Raw genomic sequence first — 26,447 nt, forward strand, 5'->3', positions numbered from 1 at the left:
ACGACCCAGCTCGAGGAGGACACGGCCATGGCCGATGCCACGGTGGACCTGGCCACGGTCTGGGACCAGATCCGCGAGCGACTGGCCGCCAGCCTGTCCCCGCAGCAGAACGCGATGCTCAACCTCACCCGCCCGCTGGGGCTGTTCGAGGACACCATGGTGCTGGCCGCGCCGAACGGGTTCACGCAGGCGGTGCTCGAGTCGCGCATGCGCCGGGTGCTGGCCGAGGCGCTGTCCGAGCAGCTCGGCCGCGACATCCGCGTCGCCGTCCAGCTGGAGGACGCGCCGGCGGAGAGCCCGCGCGAGCCCGAGCGGGACGACCTGCCGACGCGCCGCCCCTGGTCCGCGGTCGAGGCCTCGCGCCTCGAGGAGGACCAGCAGACCCGTGACCGCGCCGACGACGGCCGGAGCGCGTTCGGCGTCCGGGCCGACGCCCCGCCCGCCTGGGAGCGCGAGCCCGGTGGGCGGGAGTGGACCCCGCCCACGGAGCCCCCTCGCCCGCCGGCCCGCCGTCGGCGCGCGGCCGAGCGCGACTGGGGCGGCGGCGACGAGGCCGCCGTCCTCCCCTTCGAGTTCGACGAGCCCGCCGAGGCCCCGGACGACGGGGTCGACGAGGCCTCGGGACGCGCCCGCCGTGCAGCGCGGGGCGGGGGCGAGGCGGTCCAGCTGTTCGGCGGCGACCGCCGTCCCGCCGGCTCGGACCCCGGGCTGAACTCCAAGTACGTCTTCGACAGCTTCGTCATCGGCAACAGCAACCGGTTCGCCCACGCCGCGGCCGTGGCGGTCGCGGAGGCGCCGGCGCGGGCCTACAACCCGCTGTTCATCTACGGCGACTCCGGCCTGGGCAAGACCCACCTGCTGCACGCGATCGGGCACTACGCGGCGCGGATGTTCCCCAACGTGCGGGTGCGTTACGTCAGCACCGAGGAGTTCACCAACGAGTTCATCAACCTGGTGCACTCCGGCCGGGCCGAGGAGTTCCGTCGCCGCTTCCGCGACATCGACTTCCTGCTGATCGACGACATCCAGTTCCTCGAGCGGGCCGAGCGCACGCAGGAGGAGTTCTTCCACACGTTCAACACGCTGCACAACGCCAGCAAGCAGATCGTCATCACCTCCGACCGGGCGCCGAAGAAGCTGACGACGCTGGAGGACCGGCTGCGGACCCGCTTCGAGTGGGGCCTCATCACCGACGTCCAGGCGCCGGACCTGGAGACCCGCATCGCGATCCTGCGGAAGAAGGCCTACGGGGAGCGACTCCAGGCGCCCGACCAGGTGCTGGAGTTCATCGCCAGCAAGGTCCAGACCAACATCCGCGAGCTCGAGGGCGCGCTGATCCGGGTCACGGCTTTCGCCAGCCTCAACAAGCAGCAGGTGGACCTGCCGCTGGCCGAGCTGGTGCTGAAGGACCTGATCAGCGACGAGCAGGGGCCGCAGATCACCGCGGCGATCATCATGGCCGCGACCGCGGAGTACTTCTCCGTGACGATGGAGGAGCTGCAGGGCGCGAACCGCAGCCGCACCCTGGTCAACGCCCGGCAGATCGCGATGTACCTGTGCCGGGAGCTCACCGAGCTGTCCCTGCCGCGGATCGGCGCCTCCTTCGGCGGCAAGGACCACACCACGGTCATGCACGCCGTCAAGAAGATCACCAACCTGATGAGCGAGCGCCGGGCCACGTACACGCAGGTCACGGAGCTGACCGCCCGCATCAAGAGCCGCGCCCGGAGCTGACGCCGGATCGTCGCCACGACGGGCGATCCGGAGGGCCGCGCCGACGTTCGTCCACAGGGACGGGACGGCGGCCGTGCGCTCACCGACCGCTTTCCGCGCGGTCATCGGCGGCTCCGGGGCGGTGACCTCGGTCGACTCGTCGATCAGTTGTCCCCAGAGATGTGCACAGGCTGGGGAATGCGGTCGACCCGGGGCCGCCGGCCACCCGTCCGGGTGATGCCGGGGCCGTCCGCCGTCCCGGCTGTCCACCGGGGTGGATAAGCCTGTTGACCAGCGGCTTCGACATCTCCCGTCCACCTGTCCGACGGCTCGTCGCCGCCCGGTGCCCGCCGGCCTGGGGACGGACCCGGGAGAGAGGGGGGACAGGGGGTGGACGGACGGGCCGACCGGTGAACAACCGCGGAGTTGTCCACGTGTCGACACGGCCGAGGGGGTCTGCGCACACAGCGGGCCCACAAGTCGACTCGGGCGGTGACCTGCGCGGACGGCCTCGATCCCCAGCTTCCACACCTGTGATGACGAGGATGAGTTGGTTATCTCGAGGAATCCTTGAACCACACTCTGGGTGGGGACGGCCCGCTGGCAGGTGCCCGCGGGCCGTCGAGAGCAGCAGAGCAGAGGGGTCCGACAGATCCCGTCGCACCCCGTTCGCGGGACAGCGGTTTCCCCCCGACGCGGTGCGCACGGCACGATGGGGGACCGCACCGCAGTCCGGCCCGTTCCGGCGCCGCGGTGCCATCGCAGTGGACGACGAGCAGGGGTGGGTCACGGTCATGGAGTTCCGGGTGGCGCGAGAGGTCCTCTCCGATGCCGTCGCGTGGACGGCGCGGAGCCTGCCGCCCCGGCCGTCGGTGCCGGTGCTCGCCGGGATCCTGCTGGAGGTGGACGGCAGCCAGCTGTCGGTGTCGGGCTTCGACTACGAGGTGTCCGCCCGCGCGGAGGTCGACGTCCAGGCGACGGAGAGCGGCCGCACCCTGGTGCCGGGCCGGCTGCTGGCCGAGATCACCCGGGCGCTGCCGCCGCATCCGGTCGACATCCGCGCCGAGGGGCCGCGCCTGGCGATCACCTGCGGCAACGCGCGCTTCAGCCTGCCGACGCTGCCGGTCGAGGACTACCCGTCCCTGCCGTCGATGCCCTCGTCCGCCGGTGTCGTGGAGAGCGACGTGTTCGCCGAGGCCGTCGGCCAGGTGGCCGTGGCCGCCGGCCGGGACGACACGCTGCCGATGCTCACCGGCGTCCGGCTGGAGATCGACGACGACCGGGTGACCCTCGCGGCCACCGACCGCTACCGGCTGGCCGTGCGCGAGTTCGCCTGGCGCCCGGAGACCCCGGGCCTGTCGGCCGCAGTGCTCGTGCCGGCCCGCACGCTCGCCGACGCCGCCAAGACGCTCACCAGCGGCCCGGAGATCGTCGTCTCGCTCTCCTCCAGCGGCACCGGCGAGGGCATCCTCGGCCTGTCGGGCAAGGACCGGCAGACGACGACGCGCCTGCTCGACGCCGAGTTCGTCAAGTACCGGGCGATCATGCCGACGGAGTCGCACGCGTTCGCGACGCTCCCGGTCGGGCTGTTCACCGACGCGGCCAAGCGTGTGGCGCTGGTCGCCGAGCGCGGGACGCCGCTGCGCTGCGAGTTCACCCCCGGCCAGGTCACGCTCCGCGCGGGCGGCACCGACGACGAGGGCCAGGCCGAGGAGCGGTGCGACGTCGAGTTCGACGGGGAGCCGCTGACCATCGGCTTCAACCCGTCGTTCCTGCTGGACGGTCTCGCGGCGGTGCACACGCCACGCGCGCGGATGGACTTCACGAGCCCGCTCAAGCCCGCCGTCCTGTCGGGCGTGGCCGAGCCGGCCGCGGACGACGACGGGGCCGCCGCCCGGGCCGTGCAGAAGGGCCCGGACTACCGCTACCTGATCATGCCGGTGCGCCTGCCCGGCTGATCGGCCCCCGCGCCGGGGAGGACGGGGCCCACCACCCTTCCCCCGTGCCTCGCGACCTCGCGGCGGGGCCGGCGAAGGGTGGCCGCCCGCCGACCGGTGCCGTAGACAGGCCTCAGCACCGCACCGCCGCGGGACACGTCTGGCCGACAGCGACAGGGAGGACACGCTCGTGCAGCTGGGACTGGTAGGGCTGGGCAAGATGGGCGGCAACATGGCGGAGCGGATCCGCCGGGCCGGCCACGAGGTCGTCGGCTACGACCGGCACTCCGAGAAGCGGGACGTGACCAGCCTCGAGGACCTGATCGGGGCGCTGCAGGCCCCCCGCGTGGTCTGGGTGATGGTGCCCTCGGGCGACGCGACGCGGTCCACCGTCGAGAAGCTGGCCGGGCTGCTGGAGCCGGGCGACGTCATCGTCGACGGCGGCAACTCCAAGTACACCGACGACCAGATCCACGACGTCCTGTGCCGCGAGAAGGGCATCGGCTACGTCGACGCCGGCGTCTCGGGCGGGGTGTGGGGCCTGGAGAACGGCTACGCGCTCATGGTCGGCGGCACGAAGGACGACGTCGCCAAGGTCCAGCCGATCTTCGACGCGCTGCGGCCGCCGGAGCCCGAGGACGCGTCGGGCCAGGCGATGCCCGGTGCCGGGTTCGTGCACGCCGGCCCCGTCGGCGCCGGGCACTTCAGCAAGATGGTCCACAACGGCATCGAGTACGCCCTCATGCAGGCCTACGGCGAGGGCTACGAACTGCTCGCGGCCGTCGACCTGATCGAGGACGTCCCGGGCGTCATCCGCTCCTGGACCCAGGGCACGGTCATCCGCTCCTGGCTGCTCGACCTGCTGGTCCGCGCGCTGGACGAGGACCCCGCCCTGGACCGGATCCGCGGCTACGCGGAGGACTCCGGCGAGGGCCGGTGGACCGTCGAGCAGGCGATCGAGAACTCGGTGCCCATGCCGACGATCGCCGCGTCGCTGTTCGCGCGGTTCTCCTCCCGGCAGGAGGACTCGCCGACGATGAAGGCGGTCGCGGCGCTGCGGAACCAGTTCGGCGGGCACGCGGTGCAGGCCGTCCGCGACCAGGAGGTCGAGCGCCCCGCGTGAACGAGGACCTCGTCGCCCCCCACCCCTCGCCGGTGCCCGGTCCGGGTCCCTGCACCGTGGCCGTTCCAGCGCCTCACCAGGTCTGACTTGTACGTCCGGCACCTCCAGCTGGGCTCGTTCCGGAACTGGGAGCGCGTCGACGTCGCGCTGACCCCCGGGCCGACGGTCTTCGTCGGCCGCAACGGGGAGGGCAAGACGAACCTCGTGGAGGCGGTCGGCTACCTGGCGACGATGAGCAGCCACCGGGTCAGCTCCGACGCCCCGCTGGTGCGGCACGGTGCCGAGCAGGCGGTGGTGCGGGCGGCACTGCGGCGCGAGGACCGCGAGCTGCTCGTCGAGATCGAGATCAACCCGGGCCGGGCCAACCGGGTCCGGGTCAACCGCGCGCCGCTGCCCCGTCCCCGCGAGCTGCTCGGGCTGGTGAAGACGGTCCTGTTCGCGCCCGAGGACCTGGTGCTGGTGCGGGGCGACCCCTCCGACCGGCGCCGCTTCCTCGACGACCTGCTGGTCAGCCGCACGCCGCGGCTGGCCGCGGTGCGCAGCGACTACGAGCGGGTGCTCAAGCAGCGCAACGCCCTGCTCAAGACCGCCCGCCTGGCCCGGGGCGGGGCGCTCGCGACCTTGGACGTGTGGGACGGCCACCTCGTCGACCTGGGCAGCCAGCTGCTGTCGGCCCGGCTGCGCCTCGTCGCCGACCTGGTGCCGCACGTCGCCGCCGCGCACGCCCAGGTCGCCGGCCCGGACGCACCGGTCGCCGGGCTCGGCTACACGAGCACGGTGCCGCTGGCCGGCGACGGCACCCCGCTCCCGGCCGGGACGGCGCTGCCCGACGTCGCCGAGCTCGCCGCCGCGCTGCGCGAGCGGGTGGCCGAGCGCCGCACCGACGAGGTGGACCGCGGCATGACCCTCGTCGGCCCCCACCGCGACGACCTGGTGATCTCCCTCGGTCCGGTGCCGGCCAAGGGCTTCGCCAGCCACGGGGAGTCGTGGTCGCTGGCGCTGGCCCTCAAGCTGGGCTGCCTGGAGCTCTTCCGCGCCGACGGCGAGGAGCCGATCCTCGTGCTGGACGACGTGTTCGCCACCCTGGACACCGAGCGGCGGGCGGCGCTGGCCGCGGTCGCCCGGTCGGCGGAGCAGACCCTGATCACCGCGGCGGTGCTCGACGACGTGCCTGCGGAGCTGCGGGGCACCCGCGTCCAGGTCGCCGGCGGGGCGGCGTTCGTCGTGGACCCGGCTGTCGAGGAGGTGTCGTGAGCGAGGAGCGGCCCGGACGGCCGAGCGACGTGGCCCGCGCGGCGCTGGCCGCGGCGCGCGCCGCGGCCGCGGCCCGGCCGCAGCCGACGCGGCGGCGGATCGCCGGCCCGCGGCGCCGGTGGACCGGGGCCGGGCCCAGCGCCGACGACCCGCAGCCGCTGGGTCGGCTGGTCGACTCCCTGGTCAGCGACCAGGACTGGACGGCGCACACCCGCGTCGGCTCGGTCTTCGGGCGGTGGGACGCCCTGGTCGGCCCCGACATCGCCGCGCACTGCCGGCCGCAGTCCCTGAGCGAGGGCGAGCTGCTGGTGGTCGCCGAGTCCACGGCGTGGGCCACCCAGCTCCGGCTGCTGGCGCCGACCATCCTCGGGCGGCTGCGCGACGGGGTGGGCGGGGACGTCGTCACCCGGTTGCGCGTTGTCGGACCGACGGCCCCCAGCTGGAAGAAGGGCCCGCGGTCGGTGCGCGGGCGGGGCCCGCGCGACACGTACGGATGAGGCGGATCCGCAGGGGTCCGGCCCGGGAGGACGGCGAGATGACCCGCGAGACGACGGGGGAGCGGCGATGAGCGGCCCGCAGGACCGCGACCGGGACGGGTTCGACGACCGCGACGGCAGCGGCTGGCGCGAGCCGGAGCACCTCGGCGACGGCTCGGCGCAGGGCGGCGGCACCCCGCCGCCGGCCGATCCGCCGCAGGACCCGCCCGCCGGCGACCGGGGCTGGCAGCCGCCGGGCTGGGACCTGCCCGCCGCCGAGCCCGACCGCTCGCGCGAGGCCGGTCACCGTCCCTGGCAGCAGGAGCGGCCCGGACCGGCGGCCCCGCCGCAGGATGAGTCCCCCGGCGGCGGGGGGCCGTTCGCTCCCCGCCCGCCGCGTCGGCCGGGCGAGTTCGAGCAGGTGTTCGCCTACCAGGGCGATCCCGTCGGGGCGCAGGGCTGGGCGCTGCAGCAGGGCTGGGAGATCTCCGACGGGACCGGGCCGGGGGACGCCGGGCTCGCCGTCCTCCTCGCCACCGCGCCGACGCGCCTCACCCGCGACCACCGCCCGGCCGGGGTCATGCGCGGCCGCTACGGCGCGTTGGACCTGGTCGCCTTCGACGTCGTGTACGCCGACAAGCGCCGGGTCGTCCCGGAGTACGCGGTCACCGCCGCCCCGGTGCTGGCGACGCTCCCGGGGCTGCGGCTGTCGCCCGCCCGGTTCTGGAAGCACCGCACCGGCGGGCTGGTGCCCGTTCCCAGCGGCGACCCGGAGTTCGACGCCCGGTGGGTGCTGCTGGCCGAGGCCGACACCCCGGTGGTGCGCCGGCTCGTCGAGGACCCCACCGTGCGCGGCCTGCTGCTGGGCAGCGACGACGGCGACGAGTTCTGGTCGGCGCCCGCGGGGGCCGGCGGCGACCTGGCCGGCGGGTACGTCGCCGCCATCCGGCCCGACGGCCACCGGCCGCAGCTGATCGAGCACCACGCGCGGCTGCTGACCGCCGTCGTCGGCGCGCTCGCCGCGGCGAGCTAGGCACCGTCCTGGAGCCCGAGGCGCCCCCCGCCCGCCGGGAGCGGACGGGGCTGCGGCAACTGCTGCCCCTGCTGCGGCCGCACCGGCGCGCGCTGACGCTGGCCGCCGGCCTGTCGCTGGTCGGAGCGGCGGCGTCGCTGGCGCAGCCGGCGCTGGTGAGCCGGGTCATCTCCGCCGTCGGAGGCGGGGAGACGCTGCTGCCGGTCGTCTCCGCGCTGGTCCTGGTGCTGGTCGCGGCGTCGGTGCTGGGCGCGCTGCAGTCCTTCGTGCTGCAGCGCGCCGCCGAGGGCGTCGTCCTCACGACGCGGCGCGCCCTGGCCGACCGGCTGCTGCGGCTGCCCGTGGCGGAGTACGACCGCCGCCGCACCGGCGACCTCATGTCGCGGGTCGGCGCCGACACGACGCTGCTGCGCGCGACGGTCACCTCCGGAATCGTCGAGGTGGCCGGCTCCGCCGTCGTCGGGGTCGGCGCGCTCGTGGCGATGGCGATCGTCGACCCCTGGCTGCTGCTGGTGACCGTGGCCGCGGTGTCGGTGGGTCTCGCCGTCGCCGTCACCACCAGCCGCCGGGTGCGTCGGCTGTCGCGGCAGGCCCAGGAGGAGGTCGGCGCGATGAGCGCCGCCGTCGAGCGGGCGCTGTCGGCGGTGCGCACCATCCGCGCCAGCGGCGCCACCGCCCGCGAGGTCGAGGTGGTGGACGCCAGCGCGACCCGCGCCTACCGGGCCGGCGTGGCGGTCGCGCGGCTGCAGGCCCTGGTCCAGCCCGCGGGCTCGATCGCCGTCCAGGGGGCCTTCCTCGCGGTGCTCGGCCTCGGCGGGTACCGGGTGGCGTCGGGCTCGATCGCCGTCGGCGACCTGGTCGCGTTCGTGCTCTACCTGTTCCTGCTGGTCATGCCGCTGGGACAGGCGATCTCGGCCTACACGCAGCTGCAGACCGGCCTGGGCGCGCTGGCCCGGATCCAGGAGGTGCTCGCGCTCGAGCCGGAGGACGACGCCCGGCCCGAGCGCGGCGGGGTGGTGGTCACGGTCCCCCGGGTGCCGCCGGCCGGCACACCCCTGCTGGAGCTGGACGAGGTCTCCTTCGCCTATCCCGACGGGACGCCGGTGCTGGACCGGGTCTCCCTGACCGTGCCCGCCGGGTCGCGGGTGGCGCTGGTCGGGCCCTCGGGCGCCGGGAAGTCCACGGTGCTGGCCCTGGTCGAGGGGTTCTACCCGCTCACCGGCGGCGCGATCCGCTGGGCGGGCACCGACGTCCGCGACCTGCCGCGGGCGGCGCTGCGCGGCCGGCTGGGCTACGTCGAGCAGGAGGCGCCGGTGCTGGCCGGCACGATCCGCGAGAACCTGCTGCTGGCCGCCCCCACCGCGTCCGACGACGAGCTGTGGGCGGTGCTCGCCGACGTCGGCCTGACCGGGGTGGTGCAGCGCTCCCCGCGCGGCCTGGACGTCGCCGTCGGTGACGACGGGGTGCTGCTGTCCGGTGGGGAGCGGCAGCGGCTGGCCATCGCCCGCTCGCTGCTGGCCCGGCCGGCGCTGCTGCTGCTGGACGAGCCGACGGCCAGCCTCGACGCCCGCAACGAGGAGCTGCTGCGCCGCACCCTGGCCGCGGCCGCCGCCGACCGGGCGCTGCTGGTGGTGGCCCACCGGCTGTCCACCGTCGTCGACAGCGACCTGATCGTCGTCCTGGACGGCGGCCGCGTGCTCGCCTCGGGCACCCACGACGAGCTGCTCGACGCCAGTCCGCTCTACCGCGAGCTCGCCACGGCCCAGCTGCTGGTCTGACGCCGCTGCTCCGGGATCAGGGACCTGATCCCGGAGCTACCTCCCTCACGGTGTGCGGTGCGGGAGGACGCGCCGCGGTGCGGGAGGACGGCGTTCCGGCGCGAGTCACGCCGCCTCCTCCCGCGGCCTGGCCGCGTAGGGCCTCCCGCTCTCGGCAGCGCGGCAGATGTTGCGGATCATGCTGCCGAACACGAACCCGTGGAACGGCGCCACCGACCACCAGTAGGCGTGCCCGGCCAGGCCGCGGGGGTGGAACGTGGCCTTCTGCCGCAGCCGGGTGCCACTCGGTCGCCCGTCCACGGCCGCGGCTCGTTCCACGTGGAACTCGAGCCAGGCGAGGCCGGGCACGCGCATCTCGGCCCGCAGCCGCAGCAGCCGGCCCTCGTCCAGCTCCTCCACCCGCCAGAAGTCCAGGGCGTCGCCGACGTAGAGGTCGGTGGGGTGCCGCCGCCCGCGTCGCAGCCCGACGCCACCGACCGCCCGGTCCAGCAGCCCGCGCACCTCCCAGGCCAGCGGGAACGAGTACCAGCCGGTCTCCCCGCCGATGCCCTCGACCACCCGCCAGAGCGCCTCGGGCGTGGCGTCGGTCTCCCGGGTCCGCTCGTCGAGGTAGAGGCTGCCGCCCGACCAGTCCGGATCGGTGGGCAGCGGGTCGGAGGGCACGCCGGGCACCGACGCGGAGGTCCAGCGGGTCGTGACCTGGTGGTCGCGGATCCGCTGGATCGCCAGCCGGACGGCGTCGTCGAAGCCGAGCAGGCCCTCGGGCGGATCGGGGACGTAGCGGGTGATGTCCCGCTCGGAGACGACGACGGTGTTGCGCAGCGACTCCACGAGCGGCCGCGCGATGGACGCCGGCACGGGCGTGATGAGCCCGACCCAGTGGCTCGACAGCGACGGGGTGAAGAACGGCACCGGCAGGATCCGCCGCCGCGGCAGGTCGGCGACCTCGGCGTAGCGGTGCATCATCTCCGCGTAGTCCATGACGTCGGGGCCGCCGATGTCGAAGCAGCGGTGCACGTCGGGCGGCAGGTCGGCGCAGGCGACGAGGTAGCGCAGCACGTCCCGGATGGCGATCGGCTGGATCCGGCTGTGCACCCAGCGCGGGGTCACCATCACCGGCAGCCGCTCGGTCAGGTGGCGCAGCATCTCGAACGACGCCGAGCCCGACCCGAGGACGACGGCCGCGCGCAGCACCACGGTGGGCACGCCCGACCCGAGCAGGATCGCGGCGACCTCGGCGCGCGAGCGCAGGTGCGGGGAGAGCTCCTCGTCGTCGGGCTCCAGGCCGCCGAGGTAGACCAGCCGGCCGACGCCCGCCGGCCCGACCGCGTCGGCCATCACCTGCGCCGTCCGGCGGTCGGTCTCCTCGAACCGCGGGCCGCTGCCCAGGCTGTGGATCAGGTAGTAGACGACGTCGGCGCCGGTGCACGCGGCGGCGACGGCGTCGGGATCCGTCGCGTCCCCCCGGCTGATCTCCACGCGACCCGCCCACGGGTGGTCGCGCAGCTTCTCCGGCGACCGGGTCAGCACCCGGACCCGGTGACCGGCGGCGAGCAGCTCGGGCACCAGCCGGCCCCCGATGTAGCCGGTGGCCCCGGTGACGAGGCAGGTCTTCGGGACGACGGGGGTCGCGGCGGGCGGTGCGGGGGTGGGCTCGGCCATGCGCCCGAGTGTCGGCGTCCGTGCGCCCCGGCGCCGTCCGGCGTTCGAGTCGCGGCACCCGCGCCGGGCACTGATCATCTCGATCACGGCCAACGGCGGTCGCCCGGCACCGACCCGCGCAGGAGGCGGCACATGGCGAGCACGAGGACGACCGACGAGGAGACCACCGGCGGGCAGCCGGCGCTCAAGCGCGTGATGGGCCCGGGCCTGCTCCTGCTGTTCATCGTCGGCGACGTGCTGGGCACGGGCATCTACGCGCTCACCGGCACGGTGGCCGCCGAGGTCGGTGGCGTGGTGTGGCTGCCGTTCCTCGTCGCGTTCCTGGTCGCGCTCATCACCGCGTTCAGCTACCTGGAGCTGGTCACCAAGTACCCGCAGGCCGCCGGCGCCGCGCTGTACACGCACAAGGCGTTCGGCATCCACTTCGTCACGTTCCTCGTGGCCTTCGCGGTCATGAGCTCCGGCATCACCTCCGCCTCGACGGCCGCCCGGGCCTTCAGCGAGAACGCCGCCGAGGTGTTCGAGGTCGACATCAACGGCTGGGGCATCACGTTCATCGGCCTCGGCTTCATGACGCTCGTCGCGGCGGTGAACCTGCGCGGGGTCGGCGAGAGCGTGAAGAGCAACGTCGTGCTCACCTGCGTGGAGCTCTCGGGCCTGCTGATCGTCATCGGCGTCGGCGCCTGGGCGCTGTTCGGCGGGGACGGCGACTTCGGCCGGGTGACCGAGTTCGACACCGGCGACAAGGGGGTGCTGGCCGGCGTCATCGCCGCGACCGGCCTCGCGTTCTTCGCCATGGTCGGCTTCGAGGACTCGGTGAACATGGCCGAGGAGTGCAAGGAACCGCGGCGGATCTTCCCCAAGGTGCTGCTGACCGGGCTGCTCATCACCGGCCTGATCTACGTGCTGGTCTCCATCTCGGCGATCGCCCTGGTCCCCGCCGACCAGCTGTCGGACCCCGACACCCCGCCGCTGCTGCGGGTCGTGGAGGCGGGGGCGCCGGACTTCCCGCTCAGCCTCTTCGGCGTCATCACGATGTTCGCCGTCGCCAACACGGCGCTGATCAACATGCTGATGGCCAGCCGGCTCGTCTACGGCCTGGCCAAGGAGCGGGTCCTGCCGCCGCAACTCGGTCGCGTCCTGCCCCACCGGCGGACGCCCTGGACCGCGATCCTGTTCACCACCGCGCTCGCGTTCGGCCTGATCACCTTCGTCGGCGAGGTCCCCGCCCTCGGCGGGACGACGGCGCTGCTGCTGCTGATCGTCTTCACCGTCGTGAACGTCGCCGTCCTGGTGCTGCGCCGGGACCCGGTCGACGCCGACCACTTCCGCACCCCGACCGTCCTTCCCGTGGTGGGCGCCCTGGCCTGCGGTTTCCTGGCCACCCCCTTCTCCGGGCGGGAGGGCGAGCAGTACCGCATCGCCGGTGTCCTCCTGGCGATCGGCGTCCTCCTGTGGCTGGTGACCGTGTTCGTCAACAAGCGCACGGGCGGCGGCCCGTCGGGGTTCGACCCGGCGCACCTGGGCGGCGAGGCGCCGCACGGCCCGCGCAACTGACGCGGCGGCGGGCCCAGCGGCCCCCGGAGGTCCCGCTCCCCCCGGGGGGTGGTCCCGTGGTGGAGCGAGGGTCGCGAGTGGCGCAGGAACGCGCTGAGGGCGTGGACGGCGTCGTTCCTGTCATAGGACCCGGTAGTCTGGAGGGTGAACACCGCCAGCAACCGGCTCAGTGCCCCCGTGTGCCCCCGGAGTGCCCCACCGCAGTGGGTCGCCCGTGCCGCCGGTTGCGCGACAGAAGGGTCCCACGTGGTCGCTCGACCGAAGACCGACAGCACGACCGAGAACGACTACTCCGGCTCCTCCATCACGGTCCTCGAGGGCCTGGAGGCCGTGCGCAAGCGCCCCGGCATGTACATCGGGTCCACCGGTGAGCGCGGTCTGCACCACATGGTGTGGGAGGTCGTCGACAACGCGGTCGACGAGGCGCTGGCCGGCTACTGCGACACGGTCCGGGTCACGCTGCTGGCCGACGGCGGGGTCCGGGTCGAGGACAACGGTCGTGGCATCCCGGTCGACATGCACCCGGTCGAGAAGCGGCCCACCGTCGAGGTGATCATGACCGTCCTGCACGCGGGCGGGAAGTTCGACGGCAAGAGCTACGGCGTCTCCGGCGGCCTGCACGGGGTCGGCGTCACGGTGGTCAACGCCCTGTCCACCCGCCTGGACGTCAACGTCTGGACGCGCGGGACCGAGTGGAAGCAGAGCTACGCCTACGCGAAGCCCGGCCCGCTCGAGGAGGTCGCGCCGACCGACAAGCGCGGCACCGCGATCACGTTCTGGGCCGACGGCGACATCTTCGAGACCACCACGTACTCGTTCGACACGATCAACCGCCGCCTGCAGGAGATGGCCTTCCTCAACAAGGGCCTGACCATCGTCCTGCGCGACGAGCGACCAGGGCACAGCAAAGCCGAGACCGGCCTGTCCGACGAGGTGACCCTCGCCGAGGCGGCGCCGCAGCCCGGCCACGAGGCCGAGGCGTTCGAGCCGACCGAGATCACCTACCGCTACGACAGCGGCCTGGTCGACTACGTCGCGCACATCAACCGGCGCCGGACGGCGATCCACCGCTCGGTGATCAGCTTCTCGGCCGAGGGCACCGGCAAGAACGACACGGCGATGTCGCTCGAGGTCGCGATGCAGTGGTCGGACGCCTACTCCGAGTCGGTGCACACCTTCGCCAACATCATCAACACGCACGAGGGCGGCACCCACGAGGAGGGCTTCCGCGCGGCGCTGACCTCGATCGTCAACCGGTACGCCGTCGAGAAGAAGCTGCTCAAGGAGAAGGACGAGAAGCTCACCGGCGACGACATCCGGGAGGGCCTGGCGGCCATCGTCTCGGTGAAGCTCGGGGACCCCCAGTTCGAGGGCCAGACCAAGACCAAGCTCGGCAACACCGAGGTCAAGGGCTTCGTGCAGCGGGTCTGCAACGAGCAGATCGGGCACTGGTTCGAGGCCAACCCCACCGAGGCCAAGACGATCATCACCAAGGCGTCGTCCGCCGCGCGGGCCCGCCGCGCCGCGCAGGACGCCCGCAAGCTCGCCCGCAAGAGCCTGCTCACCGTCAGCGGGCTGCCGGGCAAGCTGGCCGACTGCCGCTCCACCGACCCGCGCAACTCCGAGGTCTACATCGTCGAGGGCGACTCGGCCGGCGGCTCGGCCAAGTCCGGGCGCGACTCGATGTACCAGGCGATCCTGCCCATCCGCGGCAAGATCATCAACGTCGAGAAGGCGCGCATCGACCGGGTCCTCAAGAACACCGAGGTCCAGTCGATGATCACGGCCTTCGGCACCGGCATCCACGACGAGTTCGACATCTCGAAGCTCCGCTACCACAAGATCGTCCTCATGGCGGACGCCGACGTCGACGGCCAGCACATCAGCACGCTGCTGCTGACCCTGCTGTTCCGCTTCATGCGCCCGCTGGTCGAGGGGCAGTACGTCTACCTGGCCAAGCCGCCGCTGTACAAGATCAAGTGGGGCGGCAAGGTCGGCGACGAGTACGCCTACAGCGACAAGGAGCGCGACGCCGTCGTCAAGGCCGGCGCCGAGGGTGGCCGCAAGGTCAAGGACGAGATGATCCAGCGGTTCAAGGGGCTCGGCGAGATGAACGCCAGCGAGCTGTGGGAGACCACGATGAACCCGGAGACCCGGATCCTGCGCCAGGTCACCCTGGAGGACGCCGCCGCGGCCGACGAGATCTTCAGCATCCTCATGGGCGAGGACGTCGAGGCCCGCCGCAGCTTCATCACCCGCAACGCCAAGGACGTCCGCTTCCTCGACGTCTGAGCCGGCGGACCCCCACTCCTGTGCCACCGAACCGAGAGATCTGAACCGTGACGGAGACACCTGCCCGCGACCGCGTCGAGCCGGTCGACCTCCAGCAGGAGATGCAGCGCAGCTACATCGACTACGCGATGAGCGTGATCGTGGGCCGCGCCCTGCCGGAGGTCCGCGACGGCCTCAAGCCGGTGCACCGGCGCGTGCTGTTCGCGATGTACGACCAGGGCTTCCGCCCGGACCGCGGGTACGTCAAGTGCGCCCGCCCGGTCGCCGAGGTCATGGGTAACTACCACCCGCACGGTGACTCGGCGATCTACGACGCCCTCGTGCGGCTGGCCCAGCCCTGGTCCATGCGCTACCCGCTGATCGACGGCCAGGGGAACTTCGGTTCGCCCGGCAACGACCCGGCGGCCGCCATGCGCTACACCGAGTGCCGCCTGACGCCCCTGGCCATGGAGATCCTCTCCGGCATCGACGAGGAGACCGTCGACTTCCAGGCCAACTACGACGGCCGTACCCAGGAGCCGCTCGTCCTGCCGGCCCGGATCCCGAACCTGCTGGTCAACGGCTCGGCCGGGATCGCGGTCGGGATGGCGACCAACATGCCGCCGCACAACCTGCGCGAGGTCGCCGACGCCGTCTTCTGGATGCTCGAGCACCCCGAGGCCGAGGCCGAGGAAGCGCTCACCGCCTGCATGGAGCGGGTCAAGGGGCCCGACTTCCCGACGCACGGCCTGATCGTCGGCCGCGACGGCATCGACGACGCCTACCGGACCGGCCGCGGCTCGGTGCGCATGCGCGCCGTCGTCACCGTCGAGGAGGACTCCCGGGGGCGGGTCCAGCTGGTCGTCACCGAGCTGCCCTACCAGGTCAACCCCGACAACCTCGCCGAGTCGATCGCCGAGTCGGTCAAGGAGGGGCGCCTCCAGGGCATCAGCGAGATCGCCGACGAGTCCTCCGACCGCGTGGGCCGCCGGCTGGTCATCACGCTGCGCCGCGACGCCGTCGCCAAGGTCGTGCTGAACAACCTCTACAAGCACACCCAGCTGCAGACCTCGTTCGGCTGCAACATGCTCTCGATCGTCGACGGCGTCCCGCGGACGCTGCGGCTCGACGAGCTGGTGCGCCAGTGGGTCAACCACCAGATCGAGGTCATCCAGCGGCGGACCCGCTACCGCCTGCGCAAGGCCGAGGAGCGCGCGCACATCCTGCGCGGCTACGCCAAGGCCCTCGACCAGCTGGACGCGGTCATCGCCCTCATCCGCAGCAGCCCGTCGGCCGACGCCGCGCGCACCGGCCTGATGGACCTGCTCGAGGTCGACGAGATCCAGGCCGTCGCCATCCTGGACCTGCAGCTGCGCCGCCTGGCCGCCCTCGAGCGCCAGCGGATCATGGACGAGCTCGCCGAGATCGAGGCCCGGATCGCCGAACTGCAGGCGATCCTCGACTCGCCCGAGCGGCAGCGGCAGATCGTCCGCGACGAGCTCACCGAGATCGTGGAGAAGTACGGCGACGACCGGCGCACCCAGTTCGTGGCGAACGAGGGCGACGTCTCCATGGAGGACCTCATCGCGGAGGAGGAGGTCGTCGTCACCATCACCCGCACCGGATACGCCAAGCGGACGAAGAGCGACCTCTACCGGTCCCAGCGGCGCGGGGGCAAGGGCGTCATGGGCGCCCAGCTGAAGCAGGACGACATCGTCGACCACTTCTTCGTGGGCTCCACCCACGACTGGATCCTGTTCTTCACCAACAAGGGCCGGGTGTACCGCGCGAAGGCCTACGAGCTGCCCGAGGCCAACCGCACGGCCCGCGGCCAGCACGTGGCGAACATCCTGGCGTTCCAGCCGGACGAGAAGATCGCCCAGGTCATGCAGATCAAGGACTACTCGGTCGCCCCGTACCTGGCGCTGGCCACGGCCCGCGGTCAGGTCAAGAAGACCCGGCTGACCGACTTCGACTCCCCGCGCCAGGGCGGCGTCATCGCCGTCAACCTGCGCGACGGCGACGAGCTCGTCGGGGCCGTCCTCATCGAGCAGGACCAGGACCTCCTCCTGGTCACCCGCAAGGCCATGTCGATCCGGTTCACCGCCGACGACGTCGCGCTGCGCCCGATGGGCCGCGCCACCGAGGGCGTCCGTGGCATCTCGCTGTCCGCCGACGACACCCTGCTCTCGATGATGGTGGTCGAGGAGGGCGTCGACGTCCTCGTCGCGACCGAGCGCGGCTTCGCCAAGCGCACCGGCATCGAGAACTACCCCAACCAGGGGCGGGGCGGGAAGGGCGTGCTCACGGCCGACCCCAAGGCGCGCAAGGGGTCGCTGGTCGGGGCGCTCGCGGTGCAGCTCGGCGACGAGCTCTACGCCATCACCTCCGGCGGCGGCGTGATCCGCACCCCGGTCAACGGGGTGCGGCACAACAAGGACCGGGCCACGATGGGCGTCAAGCTCATGAACTTGCCGGAGGACGTGTCGATCGTGGCTATCGCGCGTACGACGGACAACGACGAGCCCGCCGCCTAGGGTGGGAGGCAGGGCAGCAGGCCCCGGGGGTCCCGAGGGGCCACCCGGGGGCGGCCGGCCCGATGACCACGTAGTGACCGGCGCTCGAGGCGCCTCCGGGCGTCCACCGGAGGATGCTCAGGCGCGGAGCGGCGGCGACAGCCGCTGGGGAGCGGAGACCAGCATGAGCGACCGGACGCAGGGTGCGGTGCAGACCGGCGCCCGGCCCGGTGAGGCCACCGACGCCCCGACCGCCGGTCGGCCCGCCGACGCCCCGGCCACCGGGGGCGCTCCGCTCGCCGGCGCCCCGGTCGCCCCCGCGACCGGTGCCGGCGTCGCAGCGGCGGGGCGCAACGGCGCCACGCGGCCGGCCGGCAAGGGCAAGGCGCGCGGTCCCCGCCGGGCCCGCCTGCAGTTGCGGCACATCGACACGTGGTCGGCGCTGAAGATCTCGCTGGTGCTGTCGATCGCGCTGTTCTTCATCTGGATGGTCGCCGTCGGCATCCTCTACGGCGTCCTGTCCGGGCTCGGCGTCTTCGACACCCTCAACGACCTGTTCGGTCAGCTGGGCAGCGAGTCCGGCGACGACTCCGGCGGGGGCCAGGCGATCACGCCCGGCATCGTCTTCGGCGGGGCGGCCGTCATCGGCGCGATCAACATCGTGCTCATGACCGCGCTGTGCACGGTGGCGGCGTTCATCTACAACATGTGCTCGGACCTGGTCGGCGGCCTCGAGGTCACCCTCTCCGAGCGCGACTGAGGAGGACCCCCCTCCCGGATGGCCGCGCCCGGCCAGGTACGCTGTTCGAGGTCCACGGGCCTGTAGCTCAGGCGGTTAGAGCGCATCCCTGATAAGGATGAGGCCGGAGGTTCAAGTCCTCCCAGGCCCACCCGTGTGCCGGTCCACCGGCGTCCACCGGTACCCGCGGCCCCTGCTGGACAGGGGCCGCGGCGTCCTTCGAGGAGGAGCCGAGTGATCAAGAGAATCGCCCTGGTCGCGGTCGTCGCGGCCGCCGTCGCCGCCGTCCGCAAGCGGTCGACCGGCAAGAGCGAGGCCGACCTGTGGTCGGAGGCGACGACCGGCCCCCAGGCGGTCAGCACCCCCACCACCCGCTGAATCCCGTCCGGCGGTTCCTCGCCGGATCCAGGGGACGTAGCTCAATTGGCAGAGCACCGCCTTTGCAAGGCGGGGGTTAGGGGTTCGATTCCCCTCGTCTCCACCCCTCCTCCTCGACGGGTGGGAGTGCTTGTGCCGGCGAGGGCGCCGGAGGAGCGTGGACGCTGCTGCGGGGGGTCATCGCCCGAGGGGGTTCCCCATGTCCGCCACGTCCGCGTCCACGCCCGATCTGGTCGGCCAGGTGGCCTCGCAGCCGGCCGCCTCCGAGGTCGGCCCCACCGAGTCCTTCGCCGGGGATGTCCTCGGTGTCCTCAACTCGAGCATGCTGGCTCTGATGATCAGCATCGGTCACCGGACCCGGCTGTTCGACACGATGAGCGGCCTCGAGCCGGCCGACAGCGCCACCATCGCGGCCGCGGCCGGCCTGCACGAGAGGTACGTCCGGGAGTGGCTCGGTGCCATGGCGACCGGCAGGATCGTCGACCACGACCGCGAGAGCGGCACCTTCCACCTGCCGCCGGAGCGGGCTGCGGTTCTGACCCGGGCCGCCGGCCCGGACAACCTGGCGTCGTTCGCGCAGTTCGTCTCCCTGCTGGGCAAGGTCGAGGACGACGTCGTGCACAGCTTCGAGTCGGGCGGAGGCGTGCCCTACAGCGCCTACCCGGAGTTCCAGCGCCTCATGGCAGAGGAGAGCGCGGCGGTGTTCGACGCCACGCTGCTCGACGTCACCGTCCGGCTGGTCGAGGGGCTACCCGAGCGGCTGACCGCCGGCATCGACGTCGCCGACGTCGGTTGTGGCTCGGGCCACGCCCTCAACCTCCTCGCGGAGGCCTATCCCAGGAGCCGGTGCGTCGGCTTCGACTTCTCGGCCGAGGGCGTCGCCGTCGGTACCGCGGAGGCCGCATCCAAGGGGCTGTCCAACGTCCGCTTCGAGGTCCGCGACGCGGCCACGCTCACCGGTCCCTCGGCGTTCGACCTCGTCACGGCCTTCGACGCGGTGCACGACCAGGCCCACCCGGCGCGGGTGCTCCGGGGGATCCACGACCTGCTGCGGCCGGGCGGAACCTTCCTGTGCGTGGACATCCAGGCCGCCAGCCACGTCGCCGACAACCTGGACCACCCGCTCGGCCCGTTCCTCTACACGGTGTCGTGCATGCACTGCATGACGGTGTCCCTGGCGCTGGACGGTGACGGTCTCGGCGCGGCGTGGGGGGAGGAACTCGCCCTGACGATGCTGCGCGAGGCCGGGTTCACCGACATCGAGGTCCGGCACGTCGAGGGGGACATCCTCAACAACTACTACGTGGCCAAGCGGCCCTGAGGTTGCCGGCCGAGGGCCCGGATGGGCGCCCCCGGTCACGTCAGCGGCAGGGTCGCCGCCACCTCCACGCCCCGGGCCCGCATCGCCGGCGCGTCCTCGGGGAGGACGACGCCCGCGTCGACCAGGTCCTCCACCGCCTGCTCCCACAGCGTCGCGTACTCCGTGCGGGAGCGGTACAGCTGGGCGACGAGCGCGTCGGAGTAGGCCCGCCGCCCGCCGAGGACCGGCGCGCTCCCGGTGCCGCCCTTGCGCCCCCGGTACTCCGCCACGGGAACCGCGACCTCGGGCAGCCGGATCCCTCCCCACGCGTTGCCGCCCTCGCCCCGCACGATGCGCGGAGTGGGCCGGCCGGCCAGCGTGATCCGCGGCTGGGGTGCGGGCGGCTCCCCTACGGTCAGCCACCGGTGGAGGGCGCGCAGGGCGGCGTCGCGCACGGGCACCCAGCTCACGGGGTTCGGCCCCCACGCCCCGTCCGCGGTCGGCGGGATCGCGCGGCTGATCCCGTGCGGGGCCCCGGCGATCTCCCAGACCCGGCGCAGCGGGGTGTCCTGCAGCTCCAGGTCCGCCGTCGCCGACACCTCGAACTCGCTGTTGACCACCAGCACGGGCACGTCGAGGTCCGCGCGCACCGTCGTCCGGCGGTAGAGGGGATCGGTGTCGGCGTCCAGCTGCGGGGCGCGGCCCTCCCAGACCGACAGCAGGAAGCCGTCGACCACGCGGTGCCGCGGGTGGACGGCGTTGGCGTAGGCGCACAGCCGCATCGCCGACTGCGAGCCCCCCATGGCGACCACGCGGGCCACCGGCAGTCCGCCCAGCGGGTCGACGTCCGCCGACCGCCGGGGTCCCACGGCCGCGGCAGCGGCGGAGAAGATGTCGAAGCTCGCCGGTTCGCCGGGGTGGACGAGGCCTCCGTACCGCTCGGGATCGGCGTCCAGCAGCGGCGCCTGACGCGACGCCCGGGCCCGGCGGCTCGGCGAGCCGTAGATCCCGGCGACCTGGGCGCTCACCCCCACCCAGGCGTGGCCGCGGTAGAGCTCGCCGGCATCGGGTGCCGGCCGCTCCGCACCGACGGAGACGTTGCGCCACTCCAGGAAGACGGTGCCGGTGAAGGCCGCCGGGTCGGCGGGGCGGATCACGAGGATGCGGGTCCGGTAGGGCGCCGTCGCGACCGGTACGGCGGTCCACAGCCCGTCGGCCGTGGGCGGGGCGTCGTCGGGGTGCGCGTACGCGGTCGCCTCGCCGGCGATGAGGAACTCCTCGCACACGTAGGCGTGCGCCGCGAGGACCTCGGCGGGCGGCGCTCCGTGCGGGGGGCGCTCGCCGAGGACAGGTCCGCTGACCTCTGCTCCGGGAACGGCGCTCATGCCGGGCAACATACGACGGGGTGGACCCCGCGTCCCTCGCGGTGCGTCCTCTGGCGCCGGTCGGATGCGGGGCCGGAGGACGCGTGCCGATCAGCGGGGCGCGCTCACCGTCACCGAGGCGGAGGCGTTGTTGTCGGTCAGATCCGGGTCCGGCACGAACCACGACGTCGCGCCCCCGGAGAACGCGAGGGTGCCGCGGGTGCCGGGGTTGACGCGGACGGCCACGGTGAACGTGACGGACTGGTTCGGAGCCAGCGACGGGCGGCCGAACAGGACGTAGCCCCCCTGGAGCGGGAGCCCGCCACCGAGGTGCAGCGGGAACACCCCGCCGGGCAGGCGGATGGCGGCGCCGAGCGCGGTGGCGGCGATCGGGCCGTCGTTGGTCACCGTCAGCCGCACGGTGACCGGAGTTCCGGGGGCGGCGGTGGTCGGCACGCTGATCGTGGTCCGGATGTCCGCCACCGGATCGGGCACGGGTGCCGCCTCCACGGTCGCGGTGAAGTCGACGGTCTGCAGCGAACCGACGGCGGAGGCGCGGACCGTGACGGGCCCCGGCGTGGCTCCGGCGACGAGCGGAGGCGCGGTGGCCACGCCGTCGGTGCCGCTGACGACCGTGACCGTCGTGCCGGGCGTGCCCCCGCCGAAGGAGGCCGATCCGCTGGTCACGGCGAATTCGACCTCGACGCCGGGAAACCGGTACCCCTGGCCACTGCTGACGGAGACGGCGAGGGGGTGGGTGAACGAGCTCCCGACGACGGCCGTCTGCCCGTCGCCGGCGGCCGCGTAGAGGTTGACGTTCGCCACCGTCGCGGTGAACGTCGCCGCAGCGGCGGCGACCTCGGCCATGGCCGTGACGGTCACCGGCGCGGAGAGGACACCGGCCTCGCGGACGTATCCGGCCGCCAGTTCCGGTGCGGTGGCCGTGCCGTCGGCGCCGGTGACGGCCACGGCGGACCGCTGGGGGAGGGTGATGGAGATCCAGTACGCCGGACCCGACGTCACGTTGAACAGGACCGGGACGCCGGCGAGCGGCAGCCCGGCCGCATCGGTGACCCGGACGACCAGCGGCTGCGGGAAGGCCGCGTTCGACGTGATCGCCTGCCCGCCGCCGGAGACCGCCTCGATCGTCGCCGTGGCCGGGGCCCGCGGTCCGTCGTCGTTCACGATCGTGCCGGTCGACGACGCCGCCGTGGCGAACTCGGTCCAGCCGAAGGGCCCCGGCAGGAGGTTCAGGAGGCTGGCGACGAGCGTGATCGTCTCGTCCGCCTCGGGGCGCTCGTCCCCGATCACGTAGAGGGAGAGGGGCAGCGTGAACGCTCCCGGCCCGACGGTGGTGCCCGACTGGGAGAGCAGTTCGACGACGTAGTCCACGTCCGGCACCCAGCCGTTGTTGCCGTCCGTCGCGGTCTGGGGAACGCCCGTCAGCGTCACCACGCAGCCCTCCGCCACCGGGCAGGTGCCGGCGACGGTGACGGGGACCTCCTGCTCTCCGGAGTCGCCCTCGACGACGGTCACGTCCGACACCGTGATCGAGGCCTCGCCGGCCGCGGCGGCCGGGGCGGGGCCCAAACCGGCGACGGTCAGGGCGGCGGTCACCGTCAGGACGAGGAGGCTCGCCCACCGCCGGGTCGTCGCGGAACGCGTGTGCATGGAATTCCCTTCGAGTTCCCCCTCGGCAGGTGCGACGCGCTGTCTAGCACGGCCGACACGGTTCCGGAGACTTCCGAGACGAAACAGTTCGTCGCACACGAGGGCGAGCTCGACCAGCGGCTCCGCCCCGGGCCGGGCTTCGGCGACGGCGCCCGGATGCCCCGCCCCGCCACCGCGGTGGGAGAGTGGAGGTCGTGACCGAAGCGACCTCTCCCGCCCGGCGTGCCGTCCTGCGCACCAACCACGGCGACATCACCGTCGACCTGTTCCCCGACCACGCGCCCAAGACCGTGGCCAACTTCGCGGACCTGGCCGAGGGCCGCCGCGAGTGGACCCACCCGGCGACCCGCGAGAAGACCACAGACCGCCTGTACGACGGCACGATCTTCCACCGGATCATCGCCGGCTTCATGATCCAGGGCGGCGACCCGCTCGGGCAGGGCATAGGTGGCCCCGGCTACCAGTTCGGCGACGAGTTCCACCCCGAGCTCACCTTCAGCAAGCCCTACCTGCTGGCCATGGCCAACGCCGGCCCGGGCACCAACGGCTCGCAGTTCTTCATCACCGTCGGCCCGACGCCGCACCTGAACCGCAAGCACACGATCTTCGGCGAGGTGGCCGACCAGGCCAGCCGCGACGTCGTCGACGCGATCGCCGCGGTGCGCACCGGCCGGCAGGACCGGCCGGTGGAGGACGTCGTGATCCAGTCGGTCGAGGTGCAGCGCAGCTGACCCAGCCACCCGTCGCCGGGGGTGCGGGCCGGGACGAGGAGTTCCGGCCCGCGCCGCCGCCGTCCACCTGCTACCGGCACCCCGACCGGGCCACCGGGGTGGCGTGCGTGCGCTGCGGCCGGCCGATCTGCCCGGAGTGCATGACCTCGGCGTCGGTCGGCTTCCAGTGCCCGGAGTGCATCCGGGCCGGCCGGGCGTCGGTGCCCGCGCCGCGCGGCACGCCCCCCGTGCGCGCAGCGGGCCGGCAGTGGGGCGTCGTCACCCTCACGCTCATCGCGGTCAACGTGGCGATGTTCGTCGCCACGGCCGTCTCGGCGTACGCCGATGGCGAGCGCCCCCTCGACAACCACCGCTCGTCGCTGTTCCTCGACCTCCAGCTGGCCCCGGCCCTGGTGCAGGAGGGCGGCGAGGACTGGCGCCTGCTCACCGCCGCGTTCCTGCACATCGGGATCACCCATCTCGCGCTCAACATGCTGGCCCTGCTGCTGTTCGGCTCCGAGCTCGAGCGGGCGCTGGGGCGCTGGCGCTACCTGGCCGTGTACCTGCTCTCCGCCCTTGGCGGCTCCGTGGCGGTCTCGCTGTTCGGCGACCCCTGGGTCCCCGTGGCCGGCGCCTCCGGGGCGATCTGGGGCCTGATGGGCGCCTTCGGGGTGCTCGCGGTCACCTCGCGGGGCGACGTCCGCGGCATCGTCACGCTGCTGGTGCTCAACCTCGCCGTCAGCATCCTGGTCCCCGGCATCTCGCTGCTGGGCCACCTCGGTGGACTGGTCGTCGGGGTGGTGGCGGCGGGGATCGTCGTGCTGGCCCGCCGGCGCACCGAGTGGCAAGGGCTCTGCCTGCTGCTGCTCACCGCCGTCCTGTGCGTCACCGCCCTCACCGTGCCGACGCTGGCCGTCCTCGACTTCTGACGACTCAGGCCGGGCGCCGCGCCTCCAGCGCGCGGGCGACGTCGGCGGGATCGGCGCCGAGCTCCCAGCGCCCCAGCAGCACGAGGACGCCGGCGTCGTCGGAGCCCGCGGCGGTGTCCAGTTCCAGCAGCTGCGACCGGAGGCCGGCGCGGCGGGTCTCGCGCACCCGCACGCGCAGCTGCGCCCAGGGGAGCCGGACCCGGCCCGTCAGCCTGCGGACGACGACCCCGCCCGCCTCGGCGGACAGCCGCGGCCGCAGCAGCGCCGACCGCGCGGCCAGGACGAGCAGCAGGGCCGCGGCAGCGCCGACGAGCACGCGGCCGACGGGTTCGAGCAGCAGCGCCGCCGTCCCCAGGGCCACGCCGGCACCGGCGAGCGCCAGGGCGGTCCCCGGCCGTGCCGACCACTGCATGTCCCCAGGGTGGACGACCCCGGGTCGTCCACGTCCACCGGGGTGACCGGAGCGGGGTCGTGGCGTGACGCTCCGTCGCAGGTCAGCGGCCTGTCGGCGGCGTCAAGTCGACTTCTCCACAGGTGGGTACACAGCTGGGGACAGAAGCACAGGGGTGTAGTTACTCGGCCGTCCTCCCCGTCACACCCGTCTCAGCGACCGCGAACTCGCAGGTCAGAGCAGTGCGTTCGAACATGCGTTCTCCACATCCGGTGGACAACCCTGGGTATCCAGCGCCGAGTCGACCTGTGGACAACAGGGGTGGCTGTGCACAGATCCCCGGGCAGGAACGCACGAGGCCCCCGTCCCCAGGGGGAACGAGGGCCTCGGAGCCGGCAGCGCGAGCCGCTACCGCCAGCGCATCGACATGACCAGGCCGGCCACCATCGCACCGAAGCCGATCGCGAAGTTCCACGCGGAGAGGTCGGCCATGAAGGCGATGTCGTCGCCGGCGACGTAGTAGACGACGATCCACAGCAGGCCGATCAGCATGAGGCCGACCATCAGCGGCGCGTACCACCGCGGGCTGGGGGCCAGTGCGCGGGCGGCGCCGGGCTGGAGGGTGCTCGGGGGAGGCGTGTAGGCCGACTTCTTGCGCACCTTGGACTTCGGCACCGCTGCTGCTCCCTCCGGACGCCGGTCGGCCTCCGCCGGCCGGCTCTGTCCCCAGCCTAAGCTGCGGGGTGCCGTCGGTGGGTCACCGACGCCGGTCGACCGCCCCTTCGGGGAGTCCGCCGCCACCCGCGAGGAGGTGCCCGGCGTGTTCGCGAACCGCCTGCGCGCCGTGCCGGCCCTGCTGCGGCGCCTGACACGGCGCCCGCGGTCGGCCTGGGCCGCCCTGGTGCCGATCGTGGCCCTGGCGGCGGGCCTGCTGTTCGCGACGTCGGGACAGACCGCGCGCGGGACCGACCTGCGCGGCGGGGAGGTCCTCGAGCTGTCCGGCCTGATCACCCAGCGCAGGGCCGCGCTCGCCGAGCAGAGCGCGGAGGCGCGGGAGCTCCAGGCGCAGGTCGAGCGGCTCACCGACGAGACGGCGACGCAGAACGGGGCGGTCGCCGCCGCCCAGGAGGAGGGGCGGTCGCTCACCCTCTCGGCCGGCATGGAGGCGCTCACCGGCCCGGGCGTGCGGATCACCCTCGACGACGCCCCCCGGCTGCCCGACGGCTCCCTCCCCCGCGGGGCCCGGCCGGACGACGTCGTCATCCACCAGTCCGACGTCCAGGCGGTCGTGAACGCCCTGTGGGCCGGAGGGGCCGACGGCGTGGCGATCATGGACCAGCGGCTGATCGCCACCAGCGCCGTCCGCTGCGTCGGCAACGTCCTGCTGCTGGAGGGGCGCACGTACTCCCCGCCGTTCGTGGTCACCGCCATCGGCGACGTCGAGACCTTCGTCGACCAGCTGGCCGCCTCGCCGCAGGTCGCGGTCTTCCAGGACGCCGTGGCCGCGTTCGGCCTCGGCTTCTCGGTCCGCGGCCTGGTCGCCGTAGACCTCCCGGCCCACAGCGGCACCCCGGCGATGCAGTACGCCACCCCCGTCGGCGGATGAGCGCGGGGACCGGACCGGGTACCCCTGGTACACAGGTGC

Annotated in this window: 21 protein-coding genes and 2 tRNA genes; 18 read left to right on the forward strand and 5 right to left on the reverse strand. The window is 73.5% G+C overall.

Translation table 11 applies throughout. The annotated features are described in order from the left end of the window. Positions 1–27 precede the first annotated feature (27 nt). From dnaA to BMY88_RS16855, 7 genes are all read left to right on the forward strand, one after another. The gene (gene dnaA / locus BMY88_RS16825; RefSeq protein WP_091946040.1) at positions 28–1,734 is read left to right on the forward strand and encodes a chromosomal replication initiator protein DnaA; all 1,707 of its coding nucleotides are present in this window, start codon (positions 28–30) and stop codon (positions 1,732–1,734) included. A gap of 743 nt (positions 1,735–2,477) precedes the next feature. Further along, positions 2,478–3,671 carry a DNA polymerase III subunit beta gene (gene dnaN, locus BMY88_RS16830; RefSeq protein ID WP_244524740.1) on the forward strand — a complete coding sequence of 398 codons (1,194 nt, stop codon included), beginning with the start codon at positions 2,478–2,480 and terminating at the stop codon, positions 3,669–3,671. 169 nt (positions 3,672–3,840) lie between these two features. After that, positions 3,841–4,773, forward strand: coding sequence for a phosphogluconate dehydrogenase (NAD(+)-dependent, decarboxylating) (gnd, locus tag BMY88_RS16835; RefSeq protein WP_091946043.1), 933 nt, complete (start codon positions 3,841–3,843; stop codon positions 4,771–4,773). A gap of 87 nt (positions 4,774–4,860) precedes the next feature. Further along, the gene (gene recF / locus BMY88_RS16840) at positions 4,861–6,027 is read left to right on the forward strand and encodes a DNA replication/repair protein RecF (RefSeq protein ID WP_091946047.1); all 1,167 of its coding nucleotides are present in this window, start codon (positions 4,861–4,863) and stop codon (positions 6,025–6,027) included. Continuing rightward, a complete protein-coding gene (locus BMY88_RS16845; protein WP_091946050.1) occupies positions 6,024–6,524 on the forward strand; it encodes a DciA family protein in 501 nt (166 codons plus the stop codon). Before recF ends, BMY88_RS16845 begins: the two co-directional genes overlap by 4 nt. Positions 6,525–6,591: 67 nt before the next feature. Further along, positions 6,592–7,536, forward strand: coding sequence for a hypothetical protein (locus BMY88_RS16850; protein WP_091946325.1), 945 nt, complete (start codon positions 6,592–6,594; stop codon positions 7,534–7,536). A gap of 110 nt (positions 7,537–7,646) precedes the next feature. Beyond that, positions 7,647–9,314 (forward strand): ABC transporter ATP-binding protein, encoded by a 1,668-nt coding sequence (locus BMY88_RS16855; protein ID WP_280138738.1) that lies wholly within the window; start codon positions 7,647–7,649, stop codon positions 9,312–9,314. A 105-nt stretch (positions 9,315–9,419) separates the two neighbouring features. On the opposite strand, the gene BMY88_RS16860 is transcribed toward BMY88_RS16855, so the two are convergent. Then, the gene (locus BMY88_RS16860; RefSeq protein WP_091946053.1) at positions 9,420–10,976 is read right to left on the reverse strand and encodes an SDR family oxidoreductase; all 1,557 of its coding nucleotides are present in this window, start codon (positions 10,974–10,976) and stop codon (positions 9,420–9,422) included. A 132-nt stretch (positions 10,977–11,108) separates the two neighbouring features. On the opposite strand from BMY88_RS16860, the gene BMY88_RS16865 reads away from it, so the two are divergent. The 8 genes from BMY88_RS16865 to BMY88_RS16895 all read left to right on the forward strand — a co-directional run bounded on the left by BMY88_RS16865 (position 11,109) and on the right by BMY88_RS16895 (position 19,758). Beyond that, positions 11,109–12,533, forward strand: coding sequence for an APC family permease (locus BMY88_RS16865; RefSeq protein ID WP_091946056.1), 1,425 nt, complete (start codon positions 11,109–11,111; stop codon positions 12,531–12,533). Positions 12,534–12,779: 246 nt separating this feature from the next. Continuing rightward, positions 12,780–14,825 (forward strand): DNA topoisomerase (ATP-hydrolyzing) subunit B, encoded by a 2,046-nt coding sequence (gyrB, locus tag BMY88_RS16870; RefSeq protein WP_091946059.1) that lies wholly within the window; start codon positions 12,780–12,782, stop codon positions 14,823–14,825. A 47-nt stretch (positions 14,826–14,872) separates the two neighbouring features. Then, entirely contained in the window at positions 14,873–17,341 is a 2,469-nt protein-coding gene (gene gyrA / locus BMY88_RS16875; protein WP_091946062.1) for a DNA gyrase subunit A, read from the forward strand. A 163-nt stretch (positions 17,342–17,504) separates the two neighbouring features. Then, a complete protein-coding gene (locus tag BMY88_RS16880) occupies positions 17,505–18,080 on the forward strand; it encodes a DUF3566 domain-containing protein (protein ID WP_091946065.1) in 576 nt (191 codons plus the stop codon). Between the two features lie 56 nt (positions 18,081–18,136). Then, positions 18,137–18,210, forward strand: a tRNA-Ile gene (locus tag BMY88_RS16885). A gap of 83 nt (positions 18,211–18,293) precedes the next feature. Beyond that, on the forward strand, positions 18,294–18,437 hold the full coding sequence (locus BMY88_RS23915; protein WP_170861148.1) for a DLW-39 family protein: 144 nt from the start codon (positions 18,294–18,296) through the stop codon (positions 18,435–18,437). 30 nt (positions 18,438–18,467) lie between these two features. Next, positions 18,468–18,540 (forward strand) — tRNA-Ala (locus tag BMY88_RS16890). Between the two features lie 96 nt (positions 18,541–18,636). Beyond that, the gene (locus BMY88_RS16895; protein ID WP_091946068.1) at positions 18,637–19,758 is read left to right on the forward strand and encodes a class I SAM-dependent methyltransferase; all 1,122 of its coding nucleotides are present in this window, start codon (positions 18,637–18,639) and stop codon (positions 19,756–19,758) included. 35 nt (positions 19,759–19,793) lie between these two features. Here BMY88_RS16895 and BMY88_RS16900 read toward each other — a convergent pair whose 3' ends face one another. Both BMY88_RS16900 and BMY88_RS16905 read right to left on the reverse strand, forming a co-directional pair. Further along, on the reverse strand, positions 19,794–21,122 hold the full coding sequence (locus BMY88_RS16900; RefSeq protein ID WP_139220504.1) for an alpha/beta hydrolase domain-containing protein: 1,329 nt from the start codon (positions 21,120–21,122) through the stop codon (positions 19,794–19,796). Positions 21,123–21,212: 90 nt separating this feature from the next. After that, complete coding sequence (locus BMY88_RS16905; protein ID WP_091946074.1) at positions 21,213–22,772, reverse strand: DUF11 domain-containing protein; 1,560 nt, start codon at positions 22,770–22,772, stop codon at positions 21,213–21,215. Between the two features lie 194 nt (positions 22,773–22,966). Between BMY88_RS16905 and BMY88_RS16915 the strand changes: the two genes are divergently transcribed. Both BMY88_RS16915 and BMY88_RS16920 read left to right on the forward strand, forming a co-directional pair. Then, the gene (locus tag BMY88_RS16915) at positions 22,967–23,503 is read left to right on the forward strand and encodes a peptidylprolyl isomerase (RefSeq protein ID WP_091946327.1); all 537 of its coding nucleotides are present in this window, start codon (positions 22,967–22,969) and stop codon (positions 23,501–23,503) included. Between the two features lie 140 nt (positions 23,504–23,643). Next, a complete protein-coding gene (locus tag BMY88_RS16920; protein ID WP_091946080.1) occupies positions 23,644–24,411 on the forward strand; it encodes a rhomboid family intramembrane serine protease in 768 nt (255 codons plus the stop codon). A 4-nt stretch (positions 24,412–24,415) separates the two neighbouring features. Here BMY88_RS16920 and BMY88_RS16925 read toward each other — a convergent pair whose 3' ends face one another. Together BMY88_RS16925 and crgA are read right to left on the reverse strand one after the other, a co-directional pair. Beyond that, positions 24,416–24,823, reverse strand: a complete 408-nt coding sequence (locus BMY88_RS16925) for a PH domain-containing protein (protein ID WP_091946083.1) — start codon at positions 24,821–24,823, stop codon at positions 24,416–24,418. 387 nt (positions 24,824–25,210) lie between these two features. Next, positions 25,211–25,477 (reverse strand): cell division protein CrgA, encoded by a 267-nt coding sequence (gene crgA / locus BMY88_RS16930; RefSeq protein WP_091946086.1) that lies wholly within the window; start codon positions 25,475–25,477, stop codon positions 25,211–25,213. A 145-nt stretch (positions 25,478–25,622) separates the two neighbouring features. Here crgA and BMY88_RS16935 point away from each other — a divergent pair, with 145 nt between their 5' ends. Continuing rightward, the gene (locus BMY88_RS16935; protein WP_244524742.1) at positions 25,623–26,408 is read left to right on the forward strand and encodes a DUF881 domain-containing protein; all 786 of its coding nucleotides are present in this window, start codon (positions 25,623–25,625) and stop codon (positions 26,406–26,408) included. The last annotated feature ends 39 nt before the right edge of the window (positions 26,409–26,447 follow it).

This window comes from Trujillonella endophytica, from assembly GCF_900110555.1.
Lineage (GTDB): Bacteria > Actinomycetota > Actinomycetes > Mycobacteriales > Geodermatophilaceae > Trujillonella > Trujillonella endophytica.

Coding starts and splice junctions, on each gene's coding strand:
- dnaA (WP_091946040.1), top strand. CDS start 28: ATGGCCGATGCCACGGTGGACCTGGCCACGGTCTGGGACCAGATCCGC.
- BMY88_RS16850 (WP_091946325.1), top strand. CDS start 6,592: ATGAGCGGCCCGCAGGACCGCGACCGGGACGGGTTCGACGACCGCGAC.
- BMY88_RS16860 (WP_091946053.1), bottom strand. CDS start 10,976: ATGGCCGAGCCCACCCCCGCACCGCCCGCCGCGACCCCCGTCGTCCCG.
- BMY88_RS16865 (WP_091946056.1), top strand. CDS start 11,109: ATGGCGAGCACGAGGACGACCGACGAGGAGACCACCGGCGGGCAGCCG.
- BMY88_RS16880 (WP_091946065.1), top strand. CDS start 17,505: ATGAGCGACCGGACGCAGGGTGCGGTGCAGACCGGCGCCCGGCCCGGT.
- BMY88_RS16895 (WP_091946068.1), top strand. CDS start 18,637: ATGTCCGCCACGTCCGCGTCCACGCCCGATCTGGTCGGCCAGGTGGCC.
- BMY88_RS16900 (WP_139220504.1), bottom strand. CDS start 21,122: ATGAGCGCCGTTCCCGGAGCAGAGGTCAGCGGACCTGTCCTCGGCGAG.
- BMY88_RS16905 (WP_091946074.1), bottom strand. CDS start 22,772: ATGCACACGCGTTCCGCGACGACCCGGCGGTGGGCGAGCCTCCTCGTC.
- BMY88_RS16920 (WP_091946080.1), top strand. CDS start 23,644: ATGACCTCGGCGTCGGTCGGCTTCCAGTGCCCGGAGTGCATCCGGGCC.
- BMY88_RS16925 (WP_091946083.1), bottom strand. CDS start 24,823: ATGCAGTGGTCGGCACGGCCGGGGACCGCCCTGGCGCTCGCCGGTGCC.